18 protein-coding genes are annotated in these 26,448 nt (G+C 74.1%); 12 read left to right on the top strand and 6 right to left on the bottom strand.

The features are described from left to right. Nucleotides 1-15 precede the first annotated feature (15 nt). The 3 genes from ACLJT4_RS22010 to ACLJT4_RS22000 all read left to right on the top strand — a co-directional run bounded on the left by ACLJT4_RS22010 (nucleotide 16) and on the right by ACLJT4_RS22000 (nucleotide 4,492). A complete protein-coding gene (locus ACLJT4_RS22010) occupies nucleotides 16-1,668 on the top strand; it encodes a hypothetical protein (RefSeq protein WP_411124357.1) in 1,653 nt (550 codons plus the stop codon). Nucleotides 1,669-1,922: 254 nt separating this feature from the next. After that, the gene (locus tag ACLJT4_RS22005; RefSeq protein ID WP_411124355.1) at nucleotides 1,923-3,665 is read left to right on the top strand and encodes a pyruvate dehydrogenase; all 1,743 of its coding nucleotides are present in this window, start codon (nucleotides 1,923-1,925) and stop codon (nucleotides 3,663-3,665) included. Nucleotides 3,666-4,120: 455 nt separating this feature from the next. After that, complete coding sequence (locus ACLJT4_RS22000; protein WP_331246734.1) at nucleotides 4,121-4,492, top strand: ATP-binding protein; 372 nt, start codon at nucleotides 4,121-4,123, stop codon at nucleotides 4,490-4,492. Between the two features lie 39 nt (nucleotides 4,493-4,531). Here ACLJT4_RS22000 and ACLJT4_RS21995 read toward each other — a convergent pair whose 3' ends face one another. Both ACLJT4_RS21995 and ACLJT4_RS21990 read right to left on the bottom strand, forming a co-directional pair. Beyond that, a complete protein-coding gene (locus ACLJT4_RS21995; protein ID WP_411124353.1) occupies nucleotides 4,532-5,635 on the bottom strand; it encodes a DUF2637 domain-containing protein in 1,104 nt (367 codons plus the stop codon). Between the two features lie 211 nt (nucleotides 5,636-5,846). Then, nucleotides 5,847-6,644 (bottom strand): (2Fe-2S)-binding protein, encoded by a 798-nt coding sequence (locus tag ACLJT4_RS21990; RefSeq protein WP_411124351.1) that lies wholly within the window; start codon nucleotides 6,642-6,644, stop codon nucleotides 5,847-5,849. Between the two features lie 134 nt (nucleotides 6,645-6,778). Here ACLJT4_RS21990 and ACLJT4_RS21985 point away from each other — a divergent pair, with 134 nt between their 5' ends. Then, nucleotides 6,779-7,549, top strand: a complete 771-nt coding sequence (locus ACLJT4_RS21985; protein ID WP_411124349.1) for a GntR family transcriptional regulator — start codon at nucleotides 6,779-6,781, stop codon at nucleotides 7,547-7,549. 39 nt (nucleotides 7,550-7,588) lie between these two features. Here ACLJT4_RS21985 and ACLJT4_RS21980 read toward each other — a convergent pair whose 3' ends face one another. The 3 genes from ACLJT4_RS21980 to ACLJT4_RS21970 all read right to left on the bottom strand — a co-directional run bounded on the left by ACLJT4_RS21980 (nucleotide 7,589) and on the right by ACLJT4_RS21970 (nucleotide 11,672). After that, nucleotides 7,589-8,464: a hypothetical protein gene (locus ACLJT4_RS21980; protein ID WP_411124649.1), complete on the bottom strand. Its 876-nt coding sequence runs from the start codon at nucleotides 8,462-8,464 to the stop codon at nucleotides 7,589-7,591. A 335-nt stretch (nucleotides 8,465-8,799) separates the two neighbouring features. Beyond that, entirely contained in the window at nucleotides 8,800-9,645 is an 846-nt protein-coding gene (locus ACLJT4_RS21975; protein WP_411124347.1) for a hypothetical protein, read from the bottom strand. A 359-nt stretch (nucleotides 9,646-10,004) separates the two neighbouring features. Beyond that, nucleotides 10,005-11,672 carry a PucR family transcriptional regulator gene (locus tag ACLJT4_RS21970; protein ID WP_411124345.1) on the bottom strand — a complete coding sequence of 556 codons (1,668 nt, stop codon included), beginning with the start codon at nucleotides 11,670-11,672 and terminating at the stop codon, nucleotides 10,005-10,007. Nucleotides 11,673-11,934: 262 nt separating this feature from the next. Between ACLJT4_RS21970 and ACLJT4_RS21965 the strand changes: the two genes are divergently transcribed. The 6 genes from ACLJT4_RS21965 to mgtA all read left to right on the top strand — a co-directional run bounded on the left by ACLJT4_RS21965 (nucleotide 11,935) and on the right by mgtA (nucleotide 22,511). After that, entirely contained in the window at nucleotides 11,935-12,837 is a 903-nt protein-coding gene (locus ACLJT4_RS21965) for an FAD binding domain-containing protein (RefSeq protein ID WP_411124343.1), read from the top strand. After that, on the top strand, nucleotides 12,828-13,427 hold the full coding sequence (locus ACLJT4_RS21960; protein WP_016574247.1) for a (2Fe-2S)-binding protein: 600 nt from the start codon (nucleotides 12,828-12,830) through the stop codon (nucleotides 13,425-13,427). The genes ACLJT4_RS21965 and ACLJT4_RS21960 overlap by 10 nt, the downstream gene beginning before the upstream one ends. A 2-nt stretch (nucleotides 13,428-13,429) precedes the next feature. Beyond that, nucleotides 13,430-15,817: a xanthine dehydrogenase family protein molybdopterin-binding subunit gene (locus ACLJT4_RS21955; protein ID WP_411124341.1), complete on the top strand. Its 2,388-nt coding sequence runs from the start codon at nucleotides 13,430-13,432 to the stop codon at nucleotides 15,815-15,817. A gap of 336 nt (nucleotides 15,818-16,153) precedes the next feature. Further along, nucleotides 16,154-17,617: an NCS2 family permease gene (locus ACLJT4_RS21950; RefSeq protein WP_411124339.1), complete on the top strand. Its 1,464-nt coding sequence runs from the start codon at nucleotides 16,154-16,156 to the stop codon at nucleotides 17,615-17,617. A 33-nt stretch (nucleotides 17,618-17,650) separates the two neighbouring features. Next, on the top strand, nucleotides 17,651-18,841 hold the full coding sequence (locus ACLJT4_RS21945) for an XdhC family protein (RefSeq protein WP_411124337.1): 1,191 nt from the start codon (nucleotides 17,651-17,653) through the stop codon (nucleotides 18,839-18,841). Nucleotides 18,842-19,745: 904 nt separating this feature from the next. Continuing rightward, complete coding sequence (mgtA, locus tag ACLJT4_RS21940) at nucleotides 19,746-22,511, top strand: magnesium-translocating P-type ATPase (RefSeq protein ID WP_411124335.1); 2,766 nt, start codon at nucleotides 19,746-19,748, stop codon at nucleotides 22,509-22,511. A gap of 49 nt (nucleotides 22,512-22,560) precedes the next feature. Here the strand turns inward: mgtA and ACLJT4_RS21935 are convergent, their stop codons facing one another. Then, entirely contained in the window at nucleotides 22,561-23,886 is a 1,326-nt protein-coding gene (locus ACLJT4_RS21935; RefSeq protein ID WP_411124333.1) for an MFS transporter, read from the bottom strand. A gap of 193 nt (nucleotides 23,887-24,079) precedes the next feature. Here ACLJT4_RS21935 and ACLJT4_RS21930 point away from each other — a divergent pair, with 193 nt between their 5' ends. After that, a complete protein-coding gene (locus ACLJT4_RS21930) occupies nucleotides 24,080-25,174 on the top strand; it encodes a helix-turn-helix domain-containing protein (protein ID WP_411124331.1) in 1,095 nt (364 codons plus the stop codon). A 10-nt stretch (nucleotides 25,175-25,184) separates the two neighbouring features. Next, the gene (locus ACLJT4_RS21925; RefSeq protein ID WP_411124329.1) at nucleotides 25,185-26,438 is read left to right on the top strand and encodes a GNAT family N-acetyltransferase; all 1,254 of its coding nucleotides are present in this window, start codon (nucleotides 25,185-25,187) and stop codon (nucleotides 26,436-26,438) included. The last annotated feature ends 10 nt before the right edge of the window (nucleotides 26,439-26,448 follow it).

Genomic DNA, 26,448 nt, shown 5'->3' with positions numbered 1-26,448 from the left:
GGGACAATGCGGCCCATGAGGCAGCAGGGGCCGGGCCGTGGCAGGGAGGACGACTGGTGGTGGCGGGAGCTGTACGGCGACGCCCCCGAGGCGGGCGGCGAGCACGCCGCGGGCCCGCCGACCGCCGCCTCCGACACCCTCGACGAGCGGATCGAGTCGGCGTTGCGGACGGTGGGCCGGCGCCGGGCCGCGGGCCCGTCGGCCGCCGCCGGCCCGCCGCAGACCGGCCCGGACCTGCGGCGCTCGCCCGACGCACCGCGGGTCCCGGACCCGCGCGTCGGGTGGGAGGCGCCGGAGCCACCCGCCGGGCCGGGACGGCCGGACCCGCCTGTCGCGCCCGCGGCCGGGGAACCGCGCGCCGGGGAAGGCGCCGCACCCGCGGCGTCGCCGTCCGGGGGCTTCGTCCCCAGCGGATTCGAGCCCCGGCCGTGGGAGCCGAGTGGATGGGAGCCGCGGCCCTGGGAGCTCCCGGGCAGTGCGGCGCCGTACCCGGCCGGCCCGGCAGAACCACCTCCGCCCCCGCTCGCGTGGCGCGCCACGTGGCCGGCCGCACCGCCCGTCGAGGCGCCGGACGTCGAGGTGGGCGACGGCGCGGGGGCGGACGCCGAGGCGACGGCCACCGAGCCGAGAGCCGCGGCGGACGGGGGCACGCAGGACAGCGACGCGCAGGGCAGGGCGACGGAGGGCAGGGGCGCACAGGACGGCGACGTGGAGCCCGCCGCCCCGTCGCCCGTCGCCCCCTCCTCACCGCCGACCGGCGCGCCCGCGTTCCCGACCAACTCGCCCTCGCCCGCGGCCGACTCGGGGGCGGCCCCCGGCACCTGCCCGCGGACCGCCCCGGAAGCCCTCGACGACTGGGTGCCCGACACCGTTCTGGACGGCGTCCGGTGCGGCGCCGTCGCGGTCCGTGCCGTGGCGCAGCGCGGCGCGGCCCCCCGTGGGCGGGGTGACGTGCGCGGCGAGGCGTTCCTCACCGCCCGGTTCGGGACGGGCCGGGACGCGCTGCTCCTGCTGGCCGTCGCCACCGGCCCGAGCACGACGGGGGCGGTCGCGCACCGTGCCGCCCGCGACGTCTGGGCCTGGGCGTCCGGCGCCGTCGGCGGCTGCTCCACCCAACTGGCGCAGGACCTGCGTGCGGGTCGGCGCGACGCGCTCAAGGCGGGGCTCCAGCGCCTCACGGACCGCGGCTACGGCAGGCTGCGCGCGCGTGCCGCGGACCTGGCGGCGGCGTCCGACGGCCAGGCGGCTGCGCTGCGCTGCCTGTTGGTGCCCGCCGACCCGGACTGTCGGACCCGGGTGTTCTTCGGCGTCGGCGCCGGTGGCCTCTTCCGGCTGCGCGACGGCGGCTGGGAGGATCTGGAACCCACCGTCACCGCACCGGCGGACGCACCACCCACCTCGCCCGCGCCGCAGGCACCCGGTGGTGCGGCGCCCCGCCCCGCGCCGTTCCGGTTCCGCGTCGTGACGGGCTGCCCGGGAGACGTGTTGCTGCTGTGCGGCGCGGGGCTGGCGGGACCGCTGAGCGGTGACCCGGACTTCGCCGCCCGACTCGCCGCCGCCTGGTCCGTGCCCGGACCGCCGGACCTGGCCGACTTCTTCACCGCCGTCCAACCCCGCGGCGCGGGCGACGCCGAGGACCGCACGGCCGTCGCGGTGTGGGAGCGGTAGCGGCCGGCGGACTCCCTCCCGCACCCGCCCGCCCGACCCGCCACGGTCCGCGCCCCAGGGGCACCGACGGGCCCCGATCCCCCGGAGGCGCCCCGCGTCCCCCCATGGGTTGATGGGAAGGAGCAACCAGGCGGCCGGGTACCGGGCGGCCGTTCGCCTGTGCGCCCCGCCGTCCCGTCCGCTCCCGCCGCACGCGCCCGCCCGCAGTCCGCTCCGCACGACCGTTCGCCCCGCCGATCGAGGAGGCTCCTCCCGTGGCCAAGCAGACCGTAGCCGAGCAGTTCATCGACATCCTGGTCCGGGCCGGGGTCCGGCGGCTCTACGGGGTCGTCGGGGACAGCCTGAACCCGGTGGTGGACGCCATCCGCCGCAACTCCGCCATCGACTGGATCCAGGTCCGGCACGAGGAGGCCGCCGCCTTCGCCGCGGGTGCGGAGGCGCAGCTCACCGGGAAGCTCGCGGCCTGCGCCGGATCCTGCGGGCCCGGGAACCTCCACCTGATCAACGGGCTCTACGACGCGCACCGCTCGATGGCCCCGGTGCTCGCGCTGGCCTCGCACATCCCGTCCAGCGAGATCGGCACCAGCTACTTCCAGGAGACGCACCCGGACCGGCTGTTCGCCGAGTGCAGCCACTACAGCGAGCTGATCTCCAACCCCCGGCAGATGCCGCGGGTGGTGCAGACCGCGATCCAGCACGCCGTGGGGCAGGGCGGCGTCGCGGTCGTCTCGCTGCCCGGGGACGTCGCCGCCGAAGCCGCGCCCGAACGCGCCGTCGAGCACGCCTTGGTCACCTCCCGGCCGTCGGTGCGGCCCGGGGACGACGAGATCGACGCCCTGGCCCGGATGGTCGACGAGGCCGACAAGGTCACGCTGTTCTGCGGCAGCGGGACGGCGGGCGCGCACGCCGAGGTGATGGAGTTCGCCGAGCGGGTGAAGGCGCCCGTGGGCCACGCGCTGCGCGGCAAGGAGTGGATCCAGTACGACAACCCGCACGACGTCGGGATGAGCGGACTGCTGGGCTACGGCGCGGCCTACGAGGCGACCCACGAGTGCGACCTGCTGATCCTGCTCGGCACGGACTTCCCGTACAGCGCCTTCCTCCCCGACGACGTGCGGATCGTCCAGGTGGACGTGCGGCCCGAGCACCTGGGCCGCCGCACCGCACTGGACCTCGCCGTGTGGGGCGACGTCCGGGAGACGCTGCGGTGCCTGATCCCCAAGGTGCGGGAGAAGGGCAACCGCACGTTCCTGGACCGGATGCTGAAGAAGCACGCGGACGCGCTGGAGGGGGTGGTCAAGGCGTACACCCGCAAGGTGGAGAAGCACGTGCCGATCCACCCGGAGTACGTGGCCTCGGTGCTCGACGAGGAGGCCGCCGCCGATGCGGTCTTCACCGTGGACACCGGGATGTGCAACGTCTGGGCGGCCCGGTACCTCACGCCGAACGGCAGCCGGCGGGTGATCGGTTCGTTCAGCCACGGCTCGATGGCCAACGCGCTGCCGCAGGCGATCGGCGCGCAGTTCATGGACCGCGGCCGGCAGGTCGTCTCCATGTCGGGGGACGGCGGCTTCTCGATGCTGATGGGCGACTTCCTGACGCTGGTCCAGTACGACCTGCCGGTGAAGGTGGTGCTCTTCAACAACTCCTCTTTGGGAATGGTGGAGTTGGAGATGATGGTGTCGGGAATGCCGGCGTACGGCACCACCAACCGCAACCCCGACTTCGCGGCGATCGCGCGGGCGGCCGGGGCGTACGGCGTGCGGGTGGAGAAGCCCAAGCAGGTGCGCGGGGCGCTGCGCGACGCGTTCCGGCACGAGGGGCCGGCGCTGGTCGACGTCGTCACCGACCCCAACGCGCTGTCCATCCCGCCGAAGATCAGCGCCGAGATGGTGTCGGGCTTCGCGCTCTCCGCCGGGAAGATCGTGCTGGCGGGCGGGGTGGGCCGGATGGTGCAGCTGGCGCGGTCCAACCTCCGGAACGTCCCGCGGGTGTGAGCACCCGAGGGACCGAGCACCGTGGCGCACGGGGAGCTCGGCCCGTCGGTGCCGGCGCGGCTCCGGACTCCCGTTCGGCGCCCGGCACTTCGGTGCGGCGCACCGCCCCGGCAGCCGGCCGACCGGTCCGCGGACCGGCGCGCTCCGGCCGGTCGCGGAACGCCTTCCCGCCACGCGTGATGAGGGCGCGTTCCGCGCGCGCGCCGCAGACCGCCCCGCCGGGGCCCGTGCGCCGGGCGTGCGCCGGCGGCGGCCAAGCGGAAGCATGGCGGCGGGCCCGATGGGAATGCTGACCGTGAGGCTGTTCGAGGCAGAGCGCTGGTGGTTCGTTGGGGGCGGGGGAGAGCATGCGTCAGCCTGTGCGACGCGAGGACCGGAACAGACGGCGGCGAGCGGACGGGGGGAGCGGGGGCGCGGCGGTCGCGGAGCGGCCGACCCGCGCGCTGGAACGGAAGGTGCGACAGGCCGATCTCCAGGCCGTCGGCGAAGTCCGCAGGGAGCTGCGGGAGTTACTGTGCCGCTGGGTGCCGCCGGACGGCGAGGCCCCGGCGGACCCCGAGGTGGCGGCGCTGCTGACCAGCGAATTGATCACCAACGCCCTGCTGCACACCGAGGGCGGTGCGGTGGTCACGGCGTGGGTCACCGACCGGCTGCGGGTGGAGGTGCGGGACTGTGCCGAGCGTCGCCCCGAGCCGCGGGAGCCGTCGGCCGACGGGACGTCCGGGCGGGGGCTGATGCTGGTGCGGGCCCTGTCGGACGCGTGGGGCATCCGGTCCGAGGGGGGCGGCAAGTGCGTGTGGTTCGAGTTGGGCGGCGGACCGGCCTGACGCGGAGCCGGGAGTGGGGTCGGCGCGGTCCGCCGGCGTTCAGCCGAACTGCCTCTCGATCTCGGCGAGTTTCTCCTCCAGGGAGTCCAGCCGCGGGATCGTCTGGGTCTCGTCCTCCGTGGTGAGGTCCACGGCGCCGCGTTGACCGGGCGCGGATCCGTCCGCGTCGGCGCCGGACACGGCCTTGAGGGCCGGGCGCGGCCGCTTGACCGGTTCGCCGGGGTTCCGGGGTGCCGGGTCGGCGGGCCCGGCGGGGTCCGGACCGGCCGACGGGGTTTTCTCCGTGGCGGGCGCCGCGGGCACCGCCGGTGCGCCCACCGTGACGGCGACCTGACGCGCCCCGCCCCTGCCCCACGACCGGTGCTGCCGGTTGAGGGCCTTGATGCGGGCCCGTTCGAGCCTGTCCTGCTCCCGCCTGCGCAGCCGGCCCTGCACCTTCTCCCGCTTGTCCTCGCGGACCTCCTCGACCGCCTCGTCCAGGGTGCGCACACCCTCCAGCAGCATCAGCGACCAGGCCGCGAAGGTCTCGCGGGGCGCCCGCAGCCAGCGCACGATGCGGATCTGCGGCAGCGGCCGGGGCACCAGGCCCTGCTCGCGCAGCGCCGCCCGGCGGGTCTGCTTCAGCGCCCGGTCGAAGAGGACCGCCGCGGACAGGGACATGCCGGCGAAGAACTGCGGTGCGCCGGCGTGGTCCAGGCCGCGCGGGGCGTGCACCCAGTTGAACCACGCGGCGGCGCCGGCGAACGTCCACACCAGCAACCGCGAGCCGAGCGCCGCATCGCCGTGGCTGGCCTCGCGCACCGCCAGGACGGAGCAGAACATCGCCGCACCGTCGAGCCCGAACGGGACCAGGTACTCCCAGCCGCCGGTCAGCCCGAGGTTCTGCACGCCGAAGCCGACCAGGCCGTGGAAGGACAGTGCCGCGGCCACCGCGGCGCAGCAGAACAGCAGCACGTAGGAGGCGGAGGCGAAGACGGTCTCCTTGCGGCGGCGGCGCTCCTCGCTGCGTTCCCAGGAGTCGTCGGTACCGGCCCGCCGGTCCGCGCGGCGCCCGCGCAGCAGGAGGACGGCGGCGGTCATGACGCCGGCGAGCAGCAGAAGAGCCGGAATCAGCCAATTCAGCGATATGTCGGTCATTCTCATTCCGGGACCCCTTGCTCAGGTTGCGGCGCTTACGCGGATTCGCGAGGCGCGCGCCATCCTGGCGGAACCGGACCCGGCCGCACGGGATTTCCGAGCAAGAGAACGCCAAGGGGTGCCGGAGCGGTCAGTTGAGCGACCGGGGGTTCGAACTACCGTCCCCGGCAGGGGAGTTCCGTGCGAAGTGCGGTCACTCCTGCGGGTGGTGGGTGGGTCAGGAGGTTGCGGTGAGGCGGCTGATGCGCTCCGCATCGCAGGTGCGCGGGCAGGTGACGCAGGTGTCCTCGGGCCGCAGCGTGTAGTACATGCAGCAACTGGCCCGGTCGCGGGTGGACAGCGCCGCGCCGTCCGGCCCGGTCAGCTCGCGGAAGCCGGCGCCGGCCGCGTACGGGGCGGTGGCCCCCGGCAGCAGCCGCGCCAGCTCGCTGACGGCCCGCCGCTCCTCGCCCAGCAGGTGCCCGACGTACCAGAGGCCTTCGACGATCTCGTCGGAGGCCATGCCCCACAGGGCCCGCGGGCCGCGCCGCATCCGGGTGCGGAAACCGTCCAGCACGGGCCCCAGGTGGGCGGCGACCGCGGCACGGAGCTCGGCGCGCAGGGCCTCCTCGTCCGGCACCACCCGGGCGCCGGGCAGGGTCGCCGCCGGGTCGTCCGGGAGACATCCGAAAGAGCCCGCGCGTACGGCCATCCGGCCCAGCTCGCGGTGGAAGCGGACATCGCCCGCGGACAGGTGCGGCACCCGGCGGTGCAGGAACCACGGGACGGTGATCAGCAGGCAGGCCGGCCAGGCGTAGCGGTGCAGCGCGAAGCTCGCGACCACGTCGGGGCGGGCGGACCGGCCGTAGTCCCGCGTGATCCGGGCCGCCTCGTCGGCGAGGAAGACGTCCAGCGCGGGCCCGGCCGCGAGCGTCACCCGCAGGTCCGGGAACACCTCGGCGAGCCGGGCGTAGGCGTCCGCCACGGGGTGGGCGGTGGGCGGGGCGGCGGGCGCGGCAGCAACGGCAGGGGACATGCGGGGGACCACCGAATCGCGATCGTTGGCAGGTAAGGCTTACCTTATCCGACATCTCTACCCGTGCCCGCTGAGGTGTGAACCCGAGCGACGGACGCTTATGGTGCTGGCAGCCGTCAGCAGGAGGAACCGTCATGGAGCAGGGCACAGCGGAGCCGCAGCCGGAGACCCGGGTGTGGTTGCCCGCGCAGGCCGTCTCCGGCGGGCCGACCGGCGTGCGGGACCGGGCTGCCGGCCCCGGGACCGGCGGGTCCGGCACGGTGCCGCCCGGCCCGCGGCCGCGCCGGCACTCGGTGCGCGGCCAGGTCCTGGCGGCGCTGCGCCGGGCGCTGACCGCCGGGGAACTGCTGCCCGGCGAGGTCTACTCCGCCCCGGTCCTCGCCGAACGCTACGGCGTCTCCGCGACCCCGGTCCGGGAGGCCATGCAGCAGCTCGCGGGGGAGGGCGCCGTCGAGGTCGTGCCCAACCGCGGCTTCCGGGTCTGCGAGCGCAGCTCCCGCGACCTCGCCGAGCTCTCCGAGGTCCGCACGATGCTGGAGCTGCCGGCCATCGTCCGACTGGCCAGGGCGGTGCCCCCGGAGCGCTGGGAGGAACTGCGTCCGCTGGCCGAGGACGGGGTGGCGGCCGCCGCCCGCGGCGACCGGGCCGGGTACGCCGAGGCCGACCACGCCTTCCACCAGGCATTGATCGCGCTCACCGGGAACCGCCGGCTCACCCAGGTCACCGGTGACCTGCTGCGCCGCGCGCAGTGGGCGGCGGGCGGCGGGGGACGGCCCGGCACGGCCGCCCTGCTGGCCGACGCCTCCGAGCACACCGCCCTGCTCGACGCGCTGCTCGCCCAGGAGCACGGGGTCGTCGAGCGGATCGCCCGCGCGCACCTGTCGGCGGCCCGGCACCGGCACTGAGGCGGGCGCGGCCCGGCGGCTCGCCGGGGCGGGGCGGCCTCAGAAGGCGGGCAGCAGCTCCGCCAGGGGCAGCGCCGAGACGTCGGCGGCGGGCCGGGAGACGTACAGCTCGGCGTGGTAGAAGCCGTCGGCCTCCTTGCCGCCGACGGTCAGTCCGCGGCGCGCCAGTGCCTCGACGGCCGCCCGCCGCTCGGCCTCGTCGGCGAACCGCCGCTGCCGGAACGTCCGGGTGGTGAGCCGCTCGGTGACCAGCCCGGCCCGCGCCAGCAGCGTCGAGACCGGCCGGTAGGACACCGTGCGCAGCACGAACGCGGCGACCCAGGGCGGTGTCGAGACGCAGTCGAAGAGCCGGGCGAAGGTGCGTGCGGTGATGTAGCCGACGCCGCCGGTGACGGTGATCAGCTCGGTGCCGTCCAGCGCCCGGCACAGCTCCGGGGACGCGGCCTCGTCCTCCAGGTTCGCCGCGAAGCCGCGGTCGAGCAGCCCGGCCGCCACCGCGTAGCCGACCGCGTGCTCCGCCGCGTCGATGCCGGTGATCCGGGCCGCTCCGGGCCGGCGCCGGGCCGCGTAGAAGGCCCGGTCCGCCTGGGCCAGCCGGTCGCCCCCGGGGGTGTCCGGGCCGGTGCCGGCGTAGCGCCGGTAGAGGTCGTCGAGGGTCAGCTCGTGGTTGAACAGCGCCGCGTTGACCCCGTACGAGCAGCACAGGTCGACGACGCGCAGCGGCGGAAGCCCTGCGGTGTCGCCGCGGCGGCGCTGCAGGGCGTCGGCCAGGGCGCGGAACACCGCCTGGCCGTGCTGCGGGATCTGGTACTCCAAGGGTTGCAGCGTGCTGTAGTACCGGCGCGGATCGGGGCAGTTGTAGATCGCCTCGAAATGCGCCTTGCCCCAGTCGGTTCCGGTGCCGGTGTGGGCCACTCCTGCCACGGTGGGCCTCCTGAAGGCTCTGCCAGAGGGAAGCTGGACGCGGACCAGCATCCAGGCCGCGCCGCCGCGCCGCAGTGCGACTTGTGGCCATTCTCGGGGCAGGTGGGACGCGGCGCTACCGACCGCTCGGCGCCCGGCCGTCGACCGGCAGCCACCGGGGTCCGGCCGATCCGCCGCCGGCAGGGCCCGGATCCGGCCATTCGATCCGGGGCGCGGCATGGCCGAGGTCGGGTGGTTGACGGCCATCCGACGGACGGAGCCGGTCCGGCCCCGGGAGCCGGGCCGCTCCGTGGCCGTGGCCGCGGAGCGGATCCGACGGACGGGCGCTAGCTCCCCGTGCTCCCCAGCGGGGGCTCCGCCTCCTCCGGCGGGGGCGGCGGGAGCTGGCCGGCGAGCCAGGTGGGGACGCCGCCCATGAGCCGGAACAGCCGGGCGGCCTCGGTGCGCAGGCGGACCGCCTCGTCCTCCGGGGCGGCGTCGGCCAGTGCCGCCAGCGCCGGTGCGGTGCCGACCAGGAAGCCCAGCTCCTCGCGGATCCGCAGGGACTCCGCGAAGCCGTGCCGGGCCTCCGCCAACTCCCCGTCGCGCAGGGCCAGTCCTGCCAGGTGCCGCCAGGTGAAGGAGAGCAGCAGGGCGTCGCCGTGGGCGGTGGCGCCGGCGTGCGCGCGGCGGTAGGCGGCGCGGGCGGAGTCGGGACTGTCGGCGACGTGCTCGGCCATCAGGCCGCGGCGGAAGTCCAGCAGCGGGCGGCCGGCGGTGCCGGGGGCGAGCAGCGCGGCGGCCCGACCCAGCGCCGAGCGGGCCTCGTCGGCGCGGTCGCGGACCCCCAACACCGTGGATGTGTAGGCGAGTTGGCCGCGTTCGCAGGCGGCGCCGCCGCGTTCGTCGTCGTCGCCGGCCAGGGCCTCCGCGGTGCGCAGGGCGTCCTCCGCCTCGGCCCAGCCGGTGGCGGTGAACATGCAGCGCTCGACCAGCAGGGCGGCGCGGCGCAGGGCGGCGGGCGCCTGCCGGGCCGCGAGCGGCTCCAGGAGGGCGGCGGCGTCGAGCCAGCAGCCGCGGGAGCGCAGCCGCCACACGGCGCGGTCGAGGGGGTCGTCGCCGGCGGGGGCGGCCGCCGACGGTGCGGATGCCGGCCGTGGTGCCGGGACCGGTACCTGATCCACGGACCTCATGGAATCCGCGGGATCCGCGGATCCGGACATGGCGGTATCCGCCACAGTGCCCTCCCCGAGCGCGCCATTGAGACGGGAATGCAGGATGCTGTGGGCGCATCTCAGCACGAATTCCGTCGCCGGGCCAAGGGGGCGGGTGAAAGATTTCACAATCGCGCGGGGTGGGATCGGTGGCCGGTATGCGGTGGTTCGGCCGTGGTGCGGGCCGGGGCGACGGCCCGGTGCGGCAACGCCGTTGACGCGACGCCGCCCGATCGGGGGACCCCGGACGGCGTACCGCCGGCGGCGGTCGCGCGGCGTGCGTCGGGCCCGGCGCGCACGTCGCACCGGGCCCGACAAGTCGCCGCCTTGAGGAGGCGTCAGCTCATCCGCAACGCCAGGAAGAAGTCCAACTTGTCCTCCAGGCGCGAGAGGTCACGGCCGGTCAGCTGCTCGATCCGGCCCACGCGGTAGCGCAGGGTGTTGACGTGCAGGTGCAGGCGGGTCGCGCAGCGCGTCCAGGAGCCGTCGCAGTCGAGGAACGCCTCCAGCGTGGGGATCAGCTCGGCGCGGTGGCGGCGGTCGTAGTCCCGCAGCGGGTCCAGGAGCCGGGCGGTGAAGGCCCGGCGGACGTCGTCGGGGACGAACGGCAGCAGCAGGACGTGCGAGGCCAGCTCCTCGTGACCGGCGGCGCAGACCCGGCCGGGGCGGGCGGCGGCGACCCGCCGGGCGTGCCGGGCCTCCTCCAGGGCGCCGCGCAGCCCCTCGGCGGAGTGCACGGAGGCGCTGACGCCGATGGTGAGCCGGCCGTCGCCGTCCAGGCCGCGGCCCAGCGGCTCCTGGATGACGCGCAGCAGGTGGTCGGCGTGCAGGCCGTCCGTCATGGCGGCCTCGGTGGAGTCCTCCGCGACGGCGGGCAGCGGCACCAGCGCGACCGCCTCGTCGCCGGTGTGCGCCACCGCGATCCGGTCCGACGGCTCGGGCCCGAAGGTGCCGGGGTCGACCAGCACCTCCTCCAGCAGGCTCTGTGCCACCGGGCCGCCGGGCACGTCGCCGCCCTCCCACTCGACCCGGGCCACCACGATCTGCCAGTGCGGGGCGGCACCCAGGCCGGGCAGCAGCACCGGCGCGGCCACCCGCAGCCGGGCGGCGATCTCGGCCGGCGGCGCGCCCGTCTGGACCAGCTCCAGGACCTCCTGGGCGAGCCGGCGGCGGACCGTGCGGGCGGCGTCCCGGCGGTCCCGCTCGACGGCGATCAGCTGGGTGACGCCGTGCAGCAGGTCCAGCCGCTCCTCGGACCAGTCGCCGGCGTCCGCCTCGACGGCCAGCAGCCAGTCGCTGAGCAGGGTCTGCCGCAGGTCACGGCTCTCGTAGCGGATCGGGAAGAGCGAGTAGGTGGCGCCGGCCAGGCCGATCCGGTGCGGGCCGCGGCGGCCGCTGCGGGCGGCCGCCAGGTGCTCGCCGGCCAGTCGTGCGGCGAGCTCCGCCGGCAGCTCCGGCCCGGCGCCGGCCAGGCTGGAGCCGGCGATCTGCCGGCCGATGGGGGAGAGCACCCAGGCGCGCAGGTCCAGGTCGGATCCGAGCAGGTCCAGGACCACCTCGGGGCCGCCGCCGGCCGGGCCGGCGGTCATCATCCGCCGGTGCCGGTCCACCACGGCGGCCAGGTCGCCGGCCCGCTCGCTGGAGACCTGGCGGACCACGTGCTCGGTGATCGAGGCGAACGAGACCGTCTCGTTCACCGAGAAGAGCGGCAGCCGGTGCCGGGTGCAGGCCGTCACCAGGTCGTCGGGGATGGCGCCCAGCTCGGCCTCGCCGGCCGCGAGGCCGGCGACGCCGGCGGAGGCCAGGATGCGGACGAACCGCTCGGAATCCTCGGCTTCCCGGCGCCAGGCCAGGCCGGTGAGCACCAGCTCGCCGCCGGAGAGGTACCGGCTGGGGTCCCGCAGGTCGGTGGTCATCACGCCACGGACGGTGCGGTCCAGCTCTTCCTCGCCCCCCAGGAGTTGGAGGCCCAGGGAATGTGTGTCCAGGAGTGCGCGGAGCCGCATGACCTCGCCCGCCGTTCTGTGCTGTCTCGTGTTGCCGGTGGAATGCCGCGAGGTTTTGATCCCTCGTCTTTCGTTCGAATCTACAAGACGGGCAGCGTGGCCAGCCAACCGCTTCATGGTTTCGGTGACTGCACCGGGTGGGGCCACAGCGCGTTCACTAAGCCCAACCGCGTTAACAAGACATGAACGACGCCATGGCGCCGAGGGCCGAAGGTCCCGACCATGAGCAGCGAACGACCCCATTTCGTAGAAGAGGCCAACCATGGACTTCCTTCGCCCCGCCAGCTGGGAGGAGGCGCTCGCCGCCAAGGCAGAGCACCCTACCGCTGTGCCCATCGCGGGCGGTACGGACGTGATGGTCGAGATCAATTTCGACCACCGCCGCCCGGAGTACCTGCTCGACCTGAACCGGATCGCCGATCTGGGTGAGTGGGAGGTCGGGGAGAAGACCGTACGCCTGGGCGCGTCCGTCCCGTACACCAAGATCATGGAGAACCTGCGGGCCGAGCTGCCGGGCCTGGCCCTGGCGTCGCACACCGTCGCCTCCCCGCAGATCCGCAACCGAGGCGGCGTCGGCGGCAACCTCGGCTGTGCCTCGCCGGCCGGTGACGCCCACCCCGCACTGCTCTCCGCCGGCTGCGAGGTCGAGGTCGAGTCCGCCGCGCGCGGGGTCCGCATGATCCCGATCGACGAGTTCTACCTCGGCGTCAAGCGGAACGCCCTCCAGCAGGACGAGCTGATCCGCGCCGTGCACCTGCCCAAGGCCGACGGCCCGCAGCAGTTCTCCAAGGTCGGCACCCGCAACGCGATGGTCATCGCGGTGTGCGCCTTCGGCATCGCGCTGCACCCCGAGACCCGCACGGTCCGCACCGGCATCGGTTCGGCCGCACCCACCCCCATTCGGGCCAAGGAGGCCGAGCAGTTCCTCGGCGCGGCGCTGGACGAGGGCGGCTTCTGGGAGTCGGGGGCCCCGATCCCGCCGTCCGTCGCCAAGCAGTTCGCGCAGCTCGCCTCGGGGGCCTGCAACCCGATCGACGACGTGCGCGGCAGCGCCAAGTACCGCCGGCACGCGGTGGGCATCATGGCGCGCCGCACCCTCGGCTGGACCTGGGAGTCCTACCGGGGCAACGCCCATGGCACCAAGGGAGGCGCACAGTGCGCGTGAACTTCACCGTCAACGGCCGCAAGCAAGAGGCCGACGACGTCTGGGAAGGCGAGAGCCTGCTGTACGTCCTCCGCGAGCGGATGGGCCTGCCGGGCTCGAAGAACGCCTGCGAGCAGGGCGAGTGCGGCTCCTGCACGGTCCGTCTGGACGGGGTGCCGGTGTGCTCCTGCCTGGTCGCGGCCGGGCAGGTCGAGGGCCGTGAGGTGGTGACCGTCGAGGGCCTGGCCGACTTCGCCAAGCAGCGCGCCGAGCACGGCGGCTGCGCCTCCGGGGCCTGCGGGACGAGCCTGCAGGACGCCCAGCAGTGGCAGTCCAAGCCGGCCGCCTCGCGGACCGGCGAGAACGGCGAACTCGCGCCGATCCAGCAGGCGTTCATCGACGCCGGCGCGGTCCAGTGCGGATTCTGCACCCCGGGCCTGCTGGTCGCCGCCGACGAGTTGTTGGAGCGCAACGCCTCGCCGTCGGACTCCGACATCCGCGAGGCGCTGTCGGGCAACCTGTGCCGCTGCACGGGTTACGAGAAGATCCTCGACGCGGTCCGGCTGGCGGCCGCCCGCGGCGAGAACCAGACCGCGGGACAGGGGGCCTGATCATGGCTGGTGCCACCCGTACACCCACCAACCTCACCCAGGGCGGCAAGACCGACGCCGGTATCGGCGCGTCCACGCTCCGCCCGGACGGCACCTTGAAGGTGACCGGCGAGTTCGCCTACTCCTCGGACATGTGGCACGAGGACATGCTGTGGGGCTTCACGCTCCGCTCCACCGAGGCGCACGCCGAGATCGTCTCCATCGACACCGCCGAGGCGCTCGCGACCTCCGGCGTCTACGCCGTCCTCACCTACGACGACCTGCCCACCGAGGTGAAGAACTACGGCCTGGAGATCCAGGACACGCCGGTTCTCGCGCACGGCAAGGTGCGGCACCACGGCGAGCCGGTGGCGCTGGTCGCCGCCGACCACCCGGAGACCGCGCGCCGCGCGGCCGCCAAGATCAAGATCGAGTACAAGCAGCTGCCGCTGGTCACCGACGAGGCCAGTGCGCTCGCCGCGGACGCGCCGCTGATCCACGAGGGGCGCGACGACCACCACATCGGGCACGTCCCGCACCCCAACATCGTCCACCGCCAGCCGATCGTCCGCGGCGACGCCACCGAGGCCGCCAAGAAGGCCGACGTCATCGTCTCCGGCGAGTACGTCTTCGGCATGCAGGACCAGGCATTCCTCGGCCCGGAGTCCGGCCTCGCGGTGCCCGGTGAGGACGGCGGCGTCGACCTCTACGTCGCCACCCAGTGGCTGCACTCCGACCTCCGCCAGATCGCCCCGGTCCTCGGCCTGCCCGAGGAGAAGGTGCGGATGACGCTGTCCGGCGTCGGCGGCGCCTTCGGCGGCCGCGAGGACCTGTCGATGCAGGTCCACGCCTGCCTGCTGGCCCTGCGCACCGACAAGCCGGTCAAGATCGTCTACAACCGGTTCGAGTCGTTCTTCGGGCACGTCCACCGGCACCCGGCCAAGCTCTGGTACGAGCACGGCGCCACCAAGGACGGCAAGCTCACCCACATGAAGTGCCGGATCGTGCTGGACGGCGGCGCCTACGCGTCGGCCTCCCCGGCCGTCGTCGGCAACGCCTCCTCGCTCGCGGCCGGCCCGTACGTCATCGACGACGTGGAGATCGAGGCGATCGCCCTCTACTCCAACAACCCGCCGTGCGGCGCGATGCGCGGCTTCGGCGCGGTCCAGGCGTGCTTCGCCTACGAGGCGCAGATGGACAAGCTCGCCGCCAAGCTCGGCCTGGACCCGGTCGAGTTCCGGCAGCTCAACGCCATGGAGCAGGGCACGCTCATGCCCACCGGGCAGGAGGTCGACTCGCCCGCTCCGGTCGCCGAACTCCTGCGCCGGATCAAGGCGATGCCGCTGCCGCCCGAGCAGCAGTGGCTGGCGGCCGGCGAGGGTGCCGACGTCCGGGCGCTGCCCGGCGGTCTGTCCAACACCACCCATGGCGAGGGCGTCGTCCGCGGCGTCGGCTACGCCGTCGGCATCAAGAACGTCGGCTTCTCCGAGGGCTTCGACGACTACTCCACCGCCCGGGTGCGCCTGGAGGTCATCGCCGGCGAGGCGGTGGCCACCGTGCACACCGCGATGGCGGAGGTCGGTCAGGGCGGCGTCACCGTGCACGCCCAGATCGCCCGCACCGAGCTCGGCGTCCAGCAGGTCACCATCCACCCGGCCGACACCCAGGTCGGCTCCGCAGGTTCCACCTCCGCCTCCCGGCAGACGTACATGACCGGCGGCGCGGTGAAGAACACCTGCGAGGCCGTCCGGGAGAAGGCCCTGGAGCTCGGCCGCCGCAAGTTCGGCACGTACCACCCCGCGTGGGCCACCGCCGAACTGCTCCTGGAGAGCGGCAAGGTCGTCACCGACGGCGGCGAGGTCCTGGCCGACCTCGTCGACGTCCTGGAGGCCGAGGCGATCGACCTGGAGCTGGAGTTCCGGCACCGGCCCACCGAGGCGTTCGACCTCACCACCGGCCAGGGCTTCGGCCACGTCCAGTACTCCTTCGCCGCGCACCGCGCGGTGGTCGAGGTGGACACCGAGCTGGGCCTGGTCAAGGTCATCGAACTGGCCTGCGCCCAGGACGTCGGCAAGGCGCTCAACCCGCTCTCCGTCGTCGGCCAGATCCAGGGTGGCACCACCCAGGGCCTGGGCGTGGCGGTGATGGAGGAGATCATCGTCGACCCCAAGACGGCGAAGGTGCGCAACCCCTCCTTCACGGACTACCTGATCCCCACCATCCTCGACACCCCGACCATCCCGGTCGACGTGCTCGAACTCGCCGACGAGCACGCCCCGTACGGGCTGCGCGGCATCGGCGAGGCCCCCACCCTGTCGTCCACTCCGGCCGTCCTCGCGGCGATCCGGAACGCGACCGGGTTGGAGCTCAACAAGACCCCGGTACGTCCCGAGCACCTGACGGGCACGTAACGGAGCACCGCCTGGGGGCCGCCTCCCCAGGCCCCCAAACCCTCCGGGCGGTGCGCGAACAAGGGGTGTCCTGTCCGTCCTCCTCAGCGCACCGCCCGGAGTCTTCCCCGCACCACACGGCACCACCGCATCACCCAGCACCACCGCACCACCGCACCACACGGCACCACCGCATCACCCAGCACCACGTCGCACCACACCCCGACTGACCTGCGACAGCTCGATGCAGTCAGTACCCGTTCGTCTCGGGCCGTCCCCCGGGTCGTGCAGCCGAATATCCATCCCAAATCTCGCCGCCTCGGCGGGGGCCCCTATGAACCTTGGGAGTAAGGCACCATGACCCAGCAGTCCACGGAGCCGAGGACCACGGCGGAAGACGCGGGTGACGGCTCACGCCAGCCCGCCGGCCGTTCCTGGCTCGACCGGTACTTCCACATCTCCGAAAGAGGGACGTCCCTCGCGCGGGAGACGCGCGGCGGCATCACCACCTTCATGGCGATGTGTTACATCCTCCTGCTGAACCCCGTGATCCTGGGCTCGGTTCAGGACGTCAAGAACAACACCCTGGCCCACGGCGCGCTGGTCACCGCCACCGCGTTGGGCGCCGCGGTCTGCACCCTGCTGATGGGCTTCGTCGGCAAGGTCCCGCTGGCCCTCGCCGCCGGCCTCAACGTCTCGGCGGCACTGACCACGCAGGTGGTCCCGCACATGACCTGGCCGCAGGCCATGGGCATGTGCGTGATGTACGGCGTCGTCATCTGCCTCCTGGTCGTCACCGGGCTCCGCGAGATGGTCATGAACGCCATCCCGCTCGCCCTGAAGCACGCGATCACCATGGGCATCGGCATGTTCGTCGCGCTCCTGGGCCTGGTGAAGGCCGGGTTCGTGGGGATAGGACACCCGGGCAGCCCGGTCACCCTGGGCATCGACGGCAAGCTGGCCGGCTGGCCGGTCCTGTTCTTCTGCATCACCCTGCTGCTGATCTTCATGCTGCAGGCCCGCAAGATCCCCGGCGCCATCCTCATCGGCATCGTCGTCGGCTCCGCGCTCTCCATCGGCGCCACCAAGTTCGGCGGGCTGACCGCCAAGGACTGGGGCGGTACGTCCCCCACGATGGACGGCAGTGCCGTCTCCATGCCGGACTTCGGACTCTTCGGGCACGTGGAGTTCGGCGGTTGGGGATCCATCGGGGCACTCAGCGTCACCATGATCGTCTTCACCCTGGTGCTGGCCGGCTTCTTCGACGCCATGGCCACGATCATCGGTGTCGGCACCGAGGCGAAGCTCGCCGACGACAAGGGCCGGATGCCGGGCCTGTCCAAGGCGCTGTTCGTCGACGGTGCGGGCGGTGCGATCGGCGGTCTGACCGGTGGTTCCGGCCAGACGGTCTTCATCGAGTCGGCCAGTGGCGTCGGTGAGGGCGCCCGGACCGGTCTGTCCTCCGTGATCACCGGTCTGCTCTTCGCGGCCTGCCTGTTCTTCACGCCGGTGACCCAGCTCGTGCCGGCCCAGGTCGCCGCCGCGGCACTGGTCGTCATCGGGTCGATGATGATGAGTGTGGCCGGCCACGTGGACTGGAGTGACCGGGCGACCTCGATCCCGGTGTTCCTTACCGTTGCCCTGATGCCGTTCACTTACCAGATCACCACCGGCGTCGGTGCCGGCGTCATCGCCTACACCGCCATCAAGGCGGCCCAGGGCAAGTGGCGCGAGATCGGTGCCTTCATGTGGGTGCTGACCGGCATCTTCCTCGTCTACTTCTCGCTCCATCCGATCGAGCAGTGGCTGGGCGTCAAATAACGCCCGCCGGCTCCCTCCCGTAAGGAGACCGACATGCTGGACATCGCCGACGAGCTGAACCGGTGGGTCGAGCAGGGACGCACGTTCGCGGTGGCCACCGTGGTGGCCACCAACGGCAGCGCCCCCCGCCAGCCCGGCGCCGCGCTCGCCGTCGACAGTGACGGCACGGCGATCGGGTCGGTCTCCGGTGGATGCGTGGAGGGAGCCGTTTACGAGTTGTGCCAGGAGGCGTTGCAGACCGGCCAGTCGGTCCTGGAGCGCTTCGGCTACAGCGATGAGGATGCCTTCGCCGTGGGCCTGACCTGCGGCGGGATCATCGACATCTTCATCACACCGGTACGGGCGAGCGCCCCCGGCGCCGCCGACAGCGGCCCCGCGGGGGACGTGGTGGACAGCAACGCCGCACCGCTCGCCGCCGCGCTGGCCGCCGCCTCCTCGGGTGAGGCGGCGGCGGTCGCGCGGATCATCGAGGGGCCGGCCGACCTGCTGGGCCGCGCCCTGCTCGTGCGCCCCGACGGCAGCCACACCGGCAGCCTCGGCGGCCACCCCGCCCTGGACCGCACCGCGGTCGAGGAGACCCGAGCCCTGCTGGACGCCGGCCGGACCACGACGCTGGAGATCGGCGCGGACGGCTCCCAGTGCGGTCAGCCGGTGGTCCTCCTCGTCGAGTCCTCCGTGCCCGCCCCGCGCATGATCGTCTTCGGGGCGATCGACTTCGCGTCCGCGCTGGTGCGGGTCGGCAAGTTCCTCAACTACCACGTCACCGTCTGCGACGCCCGCCCCGTCTTCGCCACCCGGACCCGCTTCCCGGACGCGGACGAGATCGTCGTCGACTGGCCGCACCGCTACCTCGACTCCCAGGACCTCGACTCCCGCGCGGTGCTCTGCGTCCTCACCCACGACGCCAAGTTCGACGTCCCCCTGCTGGAACGGGCGCTCAAGCTCCCGGTCGCCTACGTCGGGGCGATGGGCTCCCGCCGCACCCACCTGGACCGCCAGCAGCGGCTGCGGGACGTCGGACTCACCGAGCTCGAACTGAACCGCCTGCGCTCGCCGATAGGGCTGGACCTGGGCGCCCGGACGCCCGAGGAGACCGCGCTCTCCATCGCCGCCGAGATCGTCGCCAACCGGCGCGGCGGCACCGGCTCCCCGCTGACCGGCGCGCACACCCCGATCCACCACGAGGCCCCCCGTACCGTGGGCCGGATCGGAGAAGTTGCCTGACGTAACGTCAGAAGTGTTGTGTACCAAGCCCGTTGGTGCACGACACCCCGTCCCGCACGGGCGGCGCCGACCGAACACGCGGCGCCCGCGGGACGCACGAGACCTACGGGACCGGCGTACCTGACGGCGCCGGACCCGGGGGAGGGCGAACCTGTGGTTCGCAACGGCACGGGCGCGGCGCTGTGTGGGGGCCGCGCCCGTGCCGGTTCGTTTTCCGCCCGTCCGCCCGGGTGCCCGTCCGCCCGCCCATCGGATCCGCCCGGGGCCGCGCCGCCCGGCGCCGTCCCCGCCGCCGGGTGTGCCCGTCCGCCCCGTCGCGCGATTGCTCTCCCGGCCGCCCGGAACGCGGCACGCGAAAAGGGAATTGCCGCGGCCCGCGCCGCTTATCGAGAACGGCCCGGACGGGAGTCGCGCGACGCACCTCGCGCCCCGCATTGACCGCCTCGGCCGAAAGGATGACGGGAAATCCGGGAACGTATGGCAAGATGGGCCACCGAGGCCGCCTTCGTCGAGGGCGTCCGGCGATGTCCGCGCGAGCGAGGAGGTGATCGGGATGAGTCCCGAAGGAAGTCCTTGCCGCAGCGCTGCTCTCTGCTGATCGCGCCGTTCGCCGCGTGATCGCGGCTGTTCCCCGCACTGCTGTGTGCACTCACCGGTGATTCCCGGGCGCTTCGTGCTGCCCGTCGGACCGGGCTGAACCGTATTTCCACCACGGCCCTTCCGTGCTGCCTTTTTGCCGGTGCACGCCTTTTCCCCGGTATTTTTCCGTAATTCTCAGCGCCCGCGCGCACCGGCCATTTCGGCCTGCCCGGAAACAATTCCGCCGGAACTCCGAGTTCTTCGAATTCCGTGGTTCGACGGCGGTCGGTCCGGCCTGCCCGCATGCGCGTCAGGAGGTTTCGCCATGACCACGATGACCACGCCGCCCACCCGAGGGACGCTCGCTCCGCCGGGCCGGGGCTCCCGCCGCGAGCGCCGGGCCGCCGAGCTTCAGACGCGCACCCGGCGCGTCGCCGCCCGGCTCGCGGAGTTCAGCGCCCGCCCCGCCGAGCAGGTCCTGTGCGACCTCGGCAGCACCCCGAGCGGCCTCACCCACCGCGAGGCCGCGCTGCGGCGGGAGCGCGACGGCGCCAACGCCATCGCGCAGGAGCGCCCGCCGCGCTGGTACGCACAGCTCGCCAGGGCGTTCTGGAACCCGTTCATCCTGGTGCTCGCCGTCCTGGTCGCCGTGATGTACGGCCAGTGGCTCCAGGTCGCCGACACCGAGCCGTTCGACCCGAAGATCGCCATCCTCGGCGCGATGGTGCTGATCAGCGCCGGACTGCGGTTCTGGCAGGAGTACCGGTCCGGCAGCGCGGCCGCCGCGCTGCGGGCCCTGGTCACCACGACCACCGCGGTGCAGCGCCGGGCCGGCCGCGGCCGGCTGCCGGCCACCCTTGAGATCCCCATGGCCGACGTGGCCACCGGCGACGTCGTCAAGCTGGCCGCCGGCGACCTCGTCCCGGCCGACCTGCGCCTGCTCACCGCCAAGGACCTGATGGTCAGTCAGGCCGCCCTGTCCGGCGAGTCGTTGCCGGTCGCCAAGGCCGACACCCGACCGGCCACCGACCGCGGCCAGGACGCCACCGGCGACCCGGTCGAGGCCGACAACCTCGTCCTGACCGGCACCTCCGTCACCTCCGGCAGCGCCACCGGCGTCGTCATCGCCATCGGCGCGGACACCTACCTCGGCTCCATGGCCGGTGCGCTGGCCGGCGAGCGCCCGGAGACCAGCTTCGACACCGGCGTGAAGAAGGTCAGCTTCCTGCTGATCCGCTTCATGATGGTGATGGTCCCGGTGGTGTTCCTCATCAACGGGCTCACCAAGGGCGACTGGGCGGAGGCGTTCACCTTCGCGGTGGCGGTCGCGGTCGGCCTCACCCCCGAGATGCTGCCGATGGTCGTCACCACCAACCTGGCGCGCGGCGCCGTCGCGCTCTCCCGCCGCAAGGTCGTCGTCAAGCACCTCAACGCCATCCAGAACCTCGGTGCCATGGACGTGCTGTGCACCGACAAGACCGGCACCCTCACCGAGGACCGGATCGTGCTGGACCGCTACCTCGACGTGCACGGCCGGTCCGACGGCGAGGTCCTCGAACTCGCCTACCTCAACAGCCACTTCCAGACCGGGCTGCGCAACCTGATGGACCAGGCCGTCATCGACCGGATGCACGAGGCCGAGGAGGTTGTCGTCGACGCCCGCTTCACGCTGGTCGACGAGATCCCCTTCGACTTCGCGCGCCGCCGGATGTCGGTCGTGCTGCGCCGCAACGACCTCGACGGCCCCGCCGCCGAGCACCTGCTGATCACCAAGGGGGCCGTGGAGGAGGTCCTCGACCGCTGCGAGAGGGTGGCGTACGCCGGCGACGCCGTCGAACTCACCGACGCCCTGCGGGACACCGTGCTGCGCACCGCCGAGGACCACGGCCGGCAGGGCCTGCGGGTGCTGGCGGTGGCGACCCGCACGCTGCCCGTCGACCCCGACGCCGCGGCGGACGACGCCGCCACCTACACCGTCGCGGACGAGGCCGGGCTCACCCTGATCGGCTTCCTCGCCTTCCTCGACCCGCCGAAGCAGGACGCCGCCGAGGCGCTGCGGGCGCTCGCCGACAACGGCGTCGCGGTCAAGGTCGTCACCGGCGACGGGGAACTGGTCGCCGCCCGGGTCTGCGAGCAGGTCGGCATCGACCCCGGCACCCCGGTCACCGGCGCCGAGATCGACGCCCTCGACGACCTCGAACTCCTCGACCGGGCCCGCACGGCGACCCTGTTCGCGAAGGTCAACCCGGTGCAGAAGGCCCGGATCGTGCGCGCTCTGCAGGCGGACGGGCACACCGTCGGGTTCCTCGGCGACGGCATCAACGACGCCGCCGCACTGCGCGACGCCGACGTCGGCATCTCCGTCGACACCGCCGTCGACATCGCCAAGGAGTCCGCCGACATCATCCTGCTGGAGAAGGACCTCACCGTCCTCGGCCAGGGCGTGCTGCGCGGCCGGCTGACCTTCGGCAACACCATCAAGTACCTGAAGCTGACCGCCTCGTCGAACTTCGGCAACGTCTTCTCGGTGCTCGTCGCCTCGGCGTTCATCCCGTTCCAGCCGATGCTCGCGCTCCAACTGCTCGTGCAGAACCTCTGCTACGACGTCTCCCAACTGGCCACGCCCTGGGACCGGATGGACGCAGACTACCTGCGCACCCCGCGCAAGTGGGACGCCCGGGGCATCCGCCGCTTCATGCTCGTCCTCGGCCCGACCAGCTCCGTCTTCGACGTCACCACCTTCGCCCTGATGTGGTACGTCTTCGGCGCCAACAGCGAGGTCCACCAGGCGCTGTTCCAGTCCGGCTGGTTCGTCGAGGGCCTGCTCACCCAGACCCTCGTCGTGCACATGCTGCGGACCCGCCGGATCCCGTTCGTCCAGTCCCGCGCCACCTGGCCGGTGCTGCTGATGACCGCACTGGTGATGGGCGTCGGCCTGTGGCTGCCGTTCTCGCCGCTGGCCGGGGCGCTGGGCATGCAGGCACTGCCGCTGGCCTACTTCCCGTGGCTGGCCGCGACGTTGGCGGCGTACTGCCTGCTCACGCAGGGGGTCAAGGGATGGTACATCCGCCGGTTCGGCGAGTGGCTCTGAGCCCTCGCGGGGCCCCGTGCCCGCGGCGTCCGGCCCTACCGGCCGGGCGTCACGGGCACGGGGCCTCCCCGTCCCCCGGCGGCCGGGCGTGCCGCAGCCCCCGCACCGCCCGCGACGCCAGCGGCAGCACCGCGGCGAACGCGGACACCACCCCGGCGACCGCCACCACCCGGAACCCGCCGTACGCCCGGGCCAGCGGCCCCACCCACAACTGCCCCACCGGGATCGCCGCGTACGCCAGCAGATCGCCGGTGGCCGCGACCCGGGACAGCGCGTGCGCCGGGACGTGCTCCTGGAGCGAGGTGTCCCAGGCGATGCCCGTCACGCAGACCCCGAGCCCGGCGGCGAAGCCACCCGCGACCAGCCAGGGCGCGTCCCACCGCGCGCCGAGCACCAGCAGCGGCACCGCCCCCAGCGCACCCGCCGCCAGCCCCCACGCCAGCAGCCGGCCGACCACCAGCCGGTACAGCACCGCCCCGCTCACCAGCAGCCCGACGCCCCGGGCACTGAGCACCAGCCCCCAGACAGCCCGGCCGGCGGTCCGCTCGGTCAGTGCCGGGCCCAGGATCTGCCAGGTCCCGGTCTGCACCAGATTGATCACGAAGAACGAGAGCGTCGCCGGCCCCGCCCACCGGACCCGCCCGAACTCGCGCCAGCCGCCGCGCACCGCCGCCCACACCGGCCCCACCGCCCGCGCCGGCCGCGCCCCGTCACCCGGCAGTCGGGCCAGACACCCGGCGGCGACCGCGAAGCTCACCGCGTCGCAGACGATCGCCGGCCCGCTGCCGACCGCCACCACCAGCCCGCCCGACAGGCTCGGCCCCAGCACCTTGGCGGCGTTGCGGACCGTGCTCAACAGCGCATTCGCCGGCCGCAGCGCCGCGGCGCCGACCACCTCCGGAACCAGGCCGCGCAGCGCCGGCGTGGTGAACGCCGCGCACACCCCGCCCAGCACCTCCAGTCCGGCCACCGACGGCAGCGCGTAGCGCCCGGTCAACAGCAGCCCGGCGACCGCTCCTTGGGCGGCCGCCGACCCCAGGTTCGCCGCCACCAGCACGGTCCGGCGCCGGAACCGGTCCGCGGTCACCCCGCCCACCACCAAGAACGCCAGCATCGGCAGCATCCGGGCGGCCAGCACCACCCCGAGGTCGCCGGGGCGGCCGCCCGAGCCGTCCAGCACCGCGAAGGCCAGGGCCACCGGCGCCATCGCACTGCCCAGCAGCGACACCGCCTGCCCGGTCAGGAACCAGCGGAAGCCCGGGTACGAGAGCGGGGACGACGGCGGGGACACAGCGCTCCGGGCGGGCGGCCCCGGCCGGGCGGCGGGAGCGGGCACGCGGGCGGGGCCGGAGGCGGCGTGGGGGTCGGGGTCCATGAGCCGGAGTCTGCGGGGCCCGGCGCGGAGACCTATGCTTTCGGCCTCGGGCGAAAGGTCCGGGCCCGGCGAACCGGCGGACGCCGCGTCCGCACACCCCGCGTCCGCACCCACCGCGTCCGCCCGCACCGCGACCCCGAGCACCGCGGACGCCGGGCCGGCGGACCCCTACCCCGGAGGGAGGCCGCAACCGATGGCAGTACTGCGCCTGAGCCCGCTCGCCCTCGCCCGCTCCCGCTTCGCGCTCTCACCGCTCGCCGAAACCCTCGGCACGGTGATCGCCCTCGCCCGGCCGGGCCCCGCCCCCTGGTTCGCGGCCTGGCACGCCCGCCACCTGCCGGCCCTTACCGCCGTCGGGGCCGCCGACCCGTTCGCCCGCGGCCTGATCGGACTGGTCAGCTCGACGACCTGGCTGCCCCGCTGCGTGGCGATCCCCCCGCCGAACGGCCTGCGCACCACCCTCGCCGACGAGTTGGCCGCGGTCCGCACCCTCCCCGACGCCGCCTTCCGCGCCGCGCTGGAGACCTCCGCGGCCCACCCGCACCCCCGCCACGCGGCCCGCCACCACCGCCACCGCGACCTGTCCTGGCTCACCGGGCACGCCTGGGCCGACCGCACCGCCGACCTGCTCCAGTGCCTGTGGCGCACGCACGTCGCCCCGGACTGGACCCGCCGCTGCACCCTCCTGGAACGCGACGTCGCCCACCGGGCCGGACTGCTCGCCACCCGCGGCTGGCCCGGCGCCCTCGACCAGATGAGCCGCCACAGCACCTGGGAGGGCCCGGACGCCATCCGCTTCGGGCGGCGCCCCGGCCCGGACCGCGTCATCGGCGACGCCGGCATGCTCTTCGTCCCGGTGAGCCTGGCCACCGGCACCTGGCTCTGCGAGGGCCCACCCGGCCACCACGCCCAGGTCTACCCGGCCCGCGGCGCCGCCACCGTGCACGCCCTCCCGCAACACACCACCACCCCCGGAGGGGCCCTCGCCCGCCTGGTGGGCACCGGTCGCGCCGGCCTCCTGCACGCCCTCCGACAGCCCGCCACCAGCACCGAACTCGCCGCCCGGCTCCAGCAGTCCCTGGGCACCGTCGGCGGCCACCTGGCGGTCCTGCGAGACGCCGGCCTCGTCGTCGGCATCCGGGTCGGCCGGCGGGTGGTGTACCGGCGCACCGAACGCGGCGACCTACTGGTGGGCGACGCCGAGCCGGACGCGGGCCGTGCGGCCGACGGGCTGAATCCCGCCCCCGGCGGAGAAAACGGGATGAGCACGACGCACCCGCCCGGTTAGCGTCGCCCGTGTGACCACGAGCCACCGTACCGACCTGACCCTCCGCACCATCCCGGACGCCGACCTCGACCAGGCCGTCGACCTCACCGCCCTCGCCTTCCACCTGAAGCTCGACGGCAAGGGCCGCGCCCACCAGAGCGAGGTGCTGCGCGACGCCCTCCGGATCGGTGCCTACGACGACGGCACACTGGCCGGCATGGCCGCCGCCCACCGCCTGAGGATCGCCGTCCCGGGCGGCCAACTCCCCGTTGCCGCACTGGACTTCGTCTCCGTCGCGGCCACCCACCGGCGGCGCGGCGCCCTGACCGGACTGCTCACCGAACTGTGGCGGCACTGCGCGACCGAACGGCTCCCGCTGGCCTGCCTCTGGGCCTCCGAGAGCGCGATCTACGGCAGGTTCGGCTTCGGCGCCGCCACCGAGGCGTACCGCCTGGAAATCGACTCCGGCCGCCCCCTGGCGCTCCGCATCGCCCCCGACGACCGTCCACTGCGCCTGCTCGACCCGGCCGACGCCCCGGCCGTGCTCGGCGCGTTCCACGAGGAGCAACTGACCGCGGGCGCCGGGCGGTTCAGCCGCGACCCCGCATGGTGGCGCCGGCACGTCCTGGGCCTGGAGCACGCCGACGACGACGAGGACGACTACGGCCCCCTGCGGGTGGTGGTGCTGGGAGCCGCCGGCGAGCACCCCGCCGGCTACGCCCTCTACCGCACCCGCGGCGCCGACGGCCACGCCCCCGGCGCGGTCGACGTCCAGGAACTGGCCGCCGCCTCCGCCCCGGCCGCCGCCGCATTGTGGACGTACCTCGCCGGCATCGACCTGACCAGCGCCGTCCACGCCTCCACCCGGCCCGTCGACGACCCCCTGCTGCAGTTCGCCGCCGACCGGGACCAGGTGCGGGTCACCCGACAGGAACCCTGCCTGTGGCTGCGGCTGGTGGACGTGGGTGCCGCCCTGACCGCCCGCTCCTGGGCCGCCCCGGTGGACGTCGTCCTCGACGTCCGCGACGCCGCCCTGCCCGCCAACGACGGACGCTTCCGCCTGACCGCCGGCCGACCCGGCACCGCCGCCTCCTGGACGCCGACCACCGATGCCGCCGATGTCGCCCTGGACGTGCGGGAGTTGGGGGCCTGCTACCTGGGCGGGGTGCCGTTGCGCCGACTCGTCCAGGCGGGGTTGGCCCGCGAACGCACCCCGGGCGCGGTCCGCCGCCTGGACGCCGCGTTGGAGACCGAACGGCTGCCGTTCACCGGAGAGGACTACTGAGCCGCCCGCC

Source organism: Streptomyces sp. x-19 (assembly GCF_046549115.1).
Taxonomy (GTDB): domain Bacteria; phylum Actinomycetota; class Actinomycetes; order Streptomycetales; family Streptomycetaceae; genus Streptomyces; species Streptomyces albulus_C.
Note: the sequence above shows the minus strand (reverse complement) of the source record. Positions and strands in the feature narration are given on the sequence as shown.